4 protein-coding genes are annotated in these 5,821 nt (G+C 62.6%); 2 read left to right on the forward strand and 2 right to left on the reverse strand.

What is annotated here, in order from left to right; genetic code table 11:
• Both KGA97_RS28845 and KGA97_RS28850 read left to right on the forward strand, forming a co-directional pair.
• Positions 1-291, forward strand: a 291-nt coding sequence (locus tag KGA97_RS28845) for a hypothetical protein (protein WP_223481941.1), incomplete at its 5' end; no start/stop codon positions are given.
• A 35-nt stretch (positions 292-326) separates the two neighbouring features.
• Positions 327-3,131, forward strand: coding sequence for an ATP-binding protein (locus KGA97_RS28850; RefSeq protein WP_223481942.1), 2,805 nt, complete (start codon positions 327-329; stop codon positions 3,129-3,131).
• On the opposite strand, the gene KGA97_RS28855 is transcribed toward KGA97_RS28850, so the two are convergent.
• Together KGA97_RS28855 and KGA97_RS28860 are read right to left on the reverse strand one after the other, a co-directional pair.
• Entirely contained in the window at positions 3,096-4,580 is a 1,485-nt protein-coding gene (locus tag KGA97_RS28855) for an ATP-binding protein (RefSeq protein ID WP_223481943.1), read from the reverse strand. The genes KGA97_RS28850 and KGA97_RS28855 overlap by 36 nt on opposite strands.
• 176 nt (positions 4,581-4,756) lie before the next feature.
• Entirely contained in the window at positions 4,757-5,707 is a 951-nt protein-coding gene (locus tag KGA97_RS28860) for a GlxA family transcriptional regulator (protein ID WP_223481944.1), read from the reverse strand.
• Positions 5,708-5,821 lie beyond the last annotated feature (114 nt).

Here is a 5,821-nt window from a genome sequence, read left to right on the forward strand (position 1 = left end):
ACCCATCGCCGACAACTTCGGCTGAAATACTGCAATCGCCAGCAAGCCGGCTCCTACAGCTTGGGCAGTTGCGGTGCTGGAGTTTTGGGCGTAGACCGGACGCAGGACGAGTTAAACGTTGTTAATTTTCCCTGGCGCGCCAAAAGCCCCGGCGCCTTCTACACGAGCGCCACGCCCAGTAAAAACGCAAAGAACAGGGAGGATCGCAAACCGGCAGTCCAAGTGAACACCCGGCAGTCAGTTGGCCAGCGCATTGCGCGAATGAACAAACCTGACGAATATGCTCGGTAACCGCGTACCAGACGGCTGCAAGCAGGAGTGACCCGTTGACCCTTTCCCCCGAACAGGCCATCCATTTCGGCCCTTACCGGATCTATCCCGGACAACGCCTGGTGATGGAGGCCGACCAGCCCCTGCGCCTGGGTCGGCGTGCCATGGATATTCTGTTGATCCTTCTGGAACACGCCGGAAATGTGGTCAGCAAACAGGAACTGATCGCCGGGGTCTGGCCCAAAAGCGTTGTCGAAGACATCAACCTGCGGGTGCACATGGCGGCGTTGCGCAAAGCCCTCGGCGACGGCCAGAACGGCCAGCGTTACATCGTCACCGTGGCCCAGCGCGGCTACAGCTTTGTCGCACCGTTCTCTTTGGAGCACATCGAGCAACATCCGGCGAATGAAGCCCCCGCACCGAACGGCCACAACCTGCCCGTACGGCGTACACGCATGATCGGTCGCCAGTCCCTCGTCGACAGCCTGGTGGTCCAGTTGTCACGCCAGCGTTTCATTACGCTGGTCGGCCCCGGCGGCATCGGCAAAACCACCGTGGCCCTGCGCGTTGCCGAGCAATTGATCGGGCGCTACCGCGATGGCATTCGTCTGCTGGACCTGGCGCCGATCAACGATCCATCGATGATCAGCGCGCATCTGGCGACGCTGCTCGAACTGTCGTTGCATGACACCGACCCGATGAGCGGCCTCCCCGCATTTTTGCGCGACCGGCAGATGCTGCTGGTGATCGACAACTGCGAACACCTGCTCGACGCCATCGCCGTGTTGAGCGAAAGCATCCTGCGCGCCGCGCCCGACGTGCACATTCTGACCACCAGCCGCGAGAGCCTGCGGGCCGAAGGCGAGTTCGTTCAGCGTCTTGAGTCACTGGACTGCCCGCCGCCCATTGCCGTGCTCGACCGCGCGCAGGCCCTGAGCTTTTCGGCCTTGCAGTTGTTTGTCGAACGGGCGATGGCCAGCCACGACAGTTTCGAACTGCGCGATGACGAGCTGCCGCTGGCGATTGAAATCTGCCGGCGCCTGGACGGTATTCCCCTGGCGATTGAACTGGCGGCGGCGCAAGTCGGCGGCCTCGGCGTGGGCGGCTTGCTCACGCAACTGCAAGGCAGTTTTCGCCTGCTCACCCAAGGCTGCCAGACCACCTTGGGTCGCCATCAAACCTTGCGCGCCACGTTGGACTGGAGTTTCGAACTGCTGAGTGCCTGCGAACAAACCTGCCTGCGCCGACTGAGCGTGTTCAGAGGCGGCTTCACCCTGGAGTCGGCAGCAGCAGTGATCGTCGGCGAACATATCGAACCCTGTGAGGTGTTTGGCTCGATCACACAACTGGTGGCCAAGTCGCTGCTGAACGTCGAGGTCGGCGACGAAGAAGTGTTCTACCGCCTGCTCGACACTACGCGCAGCTACGCCCTGGAAAAACTCGACCAGGCCGCCGACCTGCCGGGCACCCGCGAACGCCACGCCGAGCGTTGCCTGGCCTTGATGCATCAGGCCCAGCAGGACTGGGAGCTGATCGCGACGGCGACGTGGATCGAGCGTTATGCACGCAGTCTGGAAGATATTCGCGCAGCCCTCGATTGGGGCTTGGACGCACAAGGGCCGCAGACGTTGGCGATCCGCCTGACCGCGACATCGACGCCGCTCTGGCAGGAAATGTCGCTGCTCAAAGAGCACGGCGTGTATGTGCGCAAGGCGCTGGCCCTGCTGGATGCCGCGCCCGAGCCCTGCCCCCGGCTGAAAATGGCCCTCAAACTGGCCCTCGGCAGCGCCTGCTACCACACCCATGGCGGCACGGCGGAAACCGTCGAGGCCTTCGTCAGCGCCAGAACGCTGGCCAGGCACTGCAACGACGTGGCCGGTCAGTTACGTGCGGTGTCCGGGCACATGGCGGTCAACCTCTGCTGTGCCAACTATCAAATGGCCCTGGAGCAGAGCCAGCAGTTCGACCGGTTGGGGCTGCACGGCGATGAAGTGTTGTCCCTCAGCACCCACCGTTTGCGGGTGCTGGCGCTGCACTTTGCCGGGAATCAGGAGCAGGCGCGGGTGAATGCCGAAGAGGTGCTGCAGCGCATGGCACAGAGCGGCCACCTCAACCGCTTCACCCACGGTTTTGGCGTGCAGTACGACCAGAGCGTCGCCGCCCTGACCATTCTGGCGCGCATCCTCTGGCTGCAAGGCCGGCCGGAACAGGCGTGGCGCACCGCCCGGCAAGCGCTGGACATCGCGATGCAGATCAACCACGGCACGTCCATCTGCTACACCCTGGCGCTGGCCGGTTGCCTGATCGCCCACTACAACGGCGACACCCGCACCGCGCGCGAACTCTTGCGACTGCTGCTGGAACAAGCGCAAAAACACTCGGTGCTGCTGTTCTACACCTGGGCCATGCACTACGCACAGGTGATCGATCACACCGAGCTGCGCTCCTCCCTTCTGCCGGGCGAGGGGTTGATCAAGGACATCATGGTGACGCTGGACACCGGTTTCGTCGATGACGACTTGTCACAACGGGCAGATACCGGCATCGCGGGCTGGAACACGGCGGAGATCCTGCGAGCCAGGGCTGAGGCGCTTCTGGCGCAAGAGTGCCCGTTGAACACCGACGCGGCCGAGGCCTTGCTGATCAGGGCCTTGAACGTCGCCAACCATCAGGGCGCCCTGGCCTGGGAACTGCGCAGCGCTACCTCGCTGGCACAGCTTTGGCAGCGTCAGGGCCGGCACCGGCAAGCCCATACGCTGCTGGCACCGATCTACAACCGGTTCACCGAAGGTTTTGCCACACCGGACCTGACGAAAGTCCGCCGTTTACTCGACGAGTTGCAGCGCCACGTGCCCGCTTGATACCCACCGCGCTCGGCTGATGTAGCGGGCGTAACGCATTTCAACGGTGCGCAATTCACCGCTGCCCTCGAGTTTCTCCAGGGCGTAGGTGCGGGTGGTGTTGAGGAAACGGTAGCGGGCCAGTCCGCCGCCCTGCTCCAGCGATAGCAACGATTTGAGCGCCAGACTTTCCACCCCTTCAATCAAGCGGGCAGGCAGCAATGCCGCGCAACTGATCACGCCAATGGCGGCATCCAGCGTAAAGGCCATCTTGAACACCGACAGGCGCTGCAACACGGTTTGCTCCAGCGGGCTCAGTTGCTCATAGCTCCAGTCCAGCGCCGCTTTCAAGGTTTGATGCCGGGGCACGGCGGTGCGCCGGCCCTGGGTCAGCAGCTGAAAACAATTGTCCAGTTGAGCTTGCAGGCCCACCAGCGCCAACGCATCAATCTGCGCCGCCGCCAGTTCGATGGCCAGGGGCAGACCATCGAGCCGGCGACAGATTTCGCGCACGACCTTGAGGTCTTGTTCGCGCAGCACAAAGCCTTGCTGACGAGCACGGGCACGGCTGACGAACAGTTGCACCGCCGAATAGCCCATCGCTTCGGCCACACTGTGCAACGCCGAAGCCGGAGGCACCGCCAGTGGCGGCAAACGCTGGACCGTTTCCCCCTGCGCCTGGAGCGGCTCGCGACTGGTCACCAGGATCGACAGGCGTGGCGCCGCCATCAGCAGGTCCTCGACCAGTGTCCGGCAGCGTTCGAGCAGGTGCTCGCAATTGTCGAGCACCAATAACGCATGACGTTGCGCCCATGTCTCCAGGGTGGTTCCGACGCCCAGCTCAAGCGCCCGGGTCAGATGATCGACCACCTGCGCAGGGTCATCGATCACCGCCAGATCCACCAGCCAGACCCCATCCTGGTAATGCTGCAAGAGCAGTTCGGCCACCCGCAACGCCACGGTGGTCTTGCCGATGCCGCCGGGACCGGTCAGGGTCATGAGGCGCCGAACCGGTAACTGCCGGACCAGACTGCCGACCAGCGAATCGCGCCCGATGACCGGCGACAGGCGCGCGGGCAGGTTGTGTTGAGGTTTCTGAACCGTTTCGATCGAGGCCAGCGTACTCGCCGGCACCCGCTGCACGGCTGCGATAAAGCTATAACCGCGCTGGGGAATGTTGACGATGTAGCGCTGCCCGTCCTGCCCGTCGCCCAATGCGCGACGCAGCGCGGCGATGTGCACGCGCAGGTTGATCTCCTCGACCACAGAAGTCGGCCAGACGAGCGCGATGAGTTCGTCCTTGCTGACCACGTTGCCCGCACGCTGGACCAGCACCTGCAAGATATCCAGGGCCCGCCCGCCCATGCGCAGCGGCCGGTCCCCGTCGAGGATCAGCCGTTGCCGCAGGTGAAACGCATAAGGGCCGAATCGCAGCACCGCTTCGTTGTTCAAATCACTGACGCTGTTCATGCAGGTCCACGTGCGCAAACCCTGAGCGGCTCAACGGATTGTTATTTCCATTGCGCGCCAGGCTCGCGCCTCCATTACAAAGAGTTCACGGGTATCTTCGCAGGCCTTGGTGACGGAACAACGGTCACGGTGGGAGCGTCACGGCCATCACGGTGCGCAGAACGGACAAAAAGGCTCTAGCTGAACTGTTCGCGGTACTGGGACGGGGTCAACCCGAGTTTTTCACTGAACAGAAACCGCATGTGCCGCACACTGCCGAAACCACTTTTGAAAGCCACGGTCTTGAGCGGCAAGTCACTGGTTTCCAACAGATTTCTCGCACAGTCGATGCGTGCGCTCTGGAGAAATTCCATCGGCGTCATGTTCACTTCCCGGGCGAACACCCTGGCGAAATGACGCGGACTCATGGTGGCCAGGCCGGCCATGCGCTCGATGCTGAAGGCTTCGTCGAGGTGGTCGAGCACATAGTTCTGCACGCGTGTCACCGGCGTTTCGTGAGGGGCCACCGTCGCCATCAACGGACTGAATTGCGCCTGTCCGCCCTGACGTTTCATCACCACCAGCAACACCTTGGCCACGTCCTGAGCGACTTTCTTGCCATGGTCTTCGGCAACCACGGCGAGTGCCAGGTCAATGCCGGCAGTGACGCCGCCGGAGGTGATCAGGTTGCGGTCCTGAACAAAGATCTGATCGGTCTCCACCGTCGCCTTCGGGAACCCCTTGATCAGCCGTTCGGTGTAATGCCAGTGGGTGGTGACACGGTAGCCATCAATCAGGCCGGCATTCCCGAGCACGAATGCGCCGGTGCAGATCGAGCCATAACGTCCGGCCCGCTTAACCGCACCTTTGAGCCAGCCGAGCAACGGCGGGTGTTTTTCGTTGTAGGCCCCGGGGCCGCCCGGCACCAGCAACAGGTCATACGCCTGATCCGCCTGATCGATATGCACATCGGCCTGCACGTTGACACCGTTGGAGGCACGCAACGCGCCGTGCTCGGTGCCGATGGTCGACAACGCGTAACGCTCGGCCGGTTCCAGATAACGATTGGCGATGGAAAACACCTCCATGGGCCCGGCCATGTCGAGCAGGAGAAAATCAGGGAACAGCACCATTGCCACGGTTTTCATGGGTTCAAAATCACTGAAATCAAAAAAAGAATACTGGCCGTACATCGCCCCCTGTAGGAGCCGGCTTGCTGGCGATAGCGGTGGGTCAGCCAATAAGGTTGGCGACTGACACAC

Source organism: Pseudomonas sp. BF-B-15, from assembly GCF_019946675.1.
GTDB lineage: Bacteria > Pseudomonadota > Gammaproteobacteria > Pseudomonadales > Pseudomonadaceae > Aquipseudomonas > Aquipseudomonas migulae.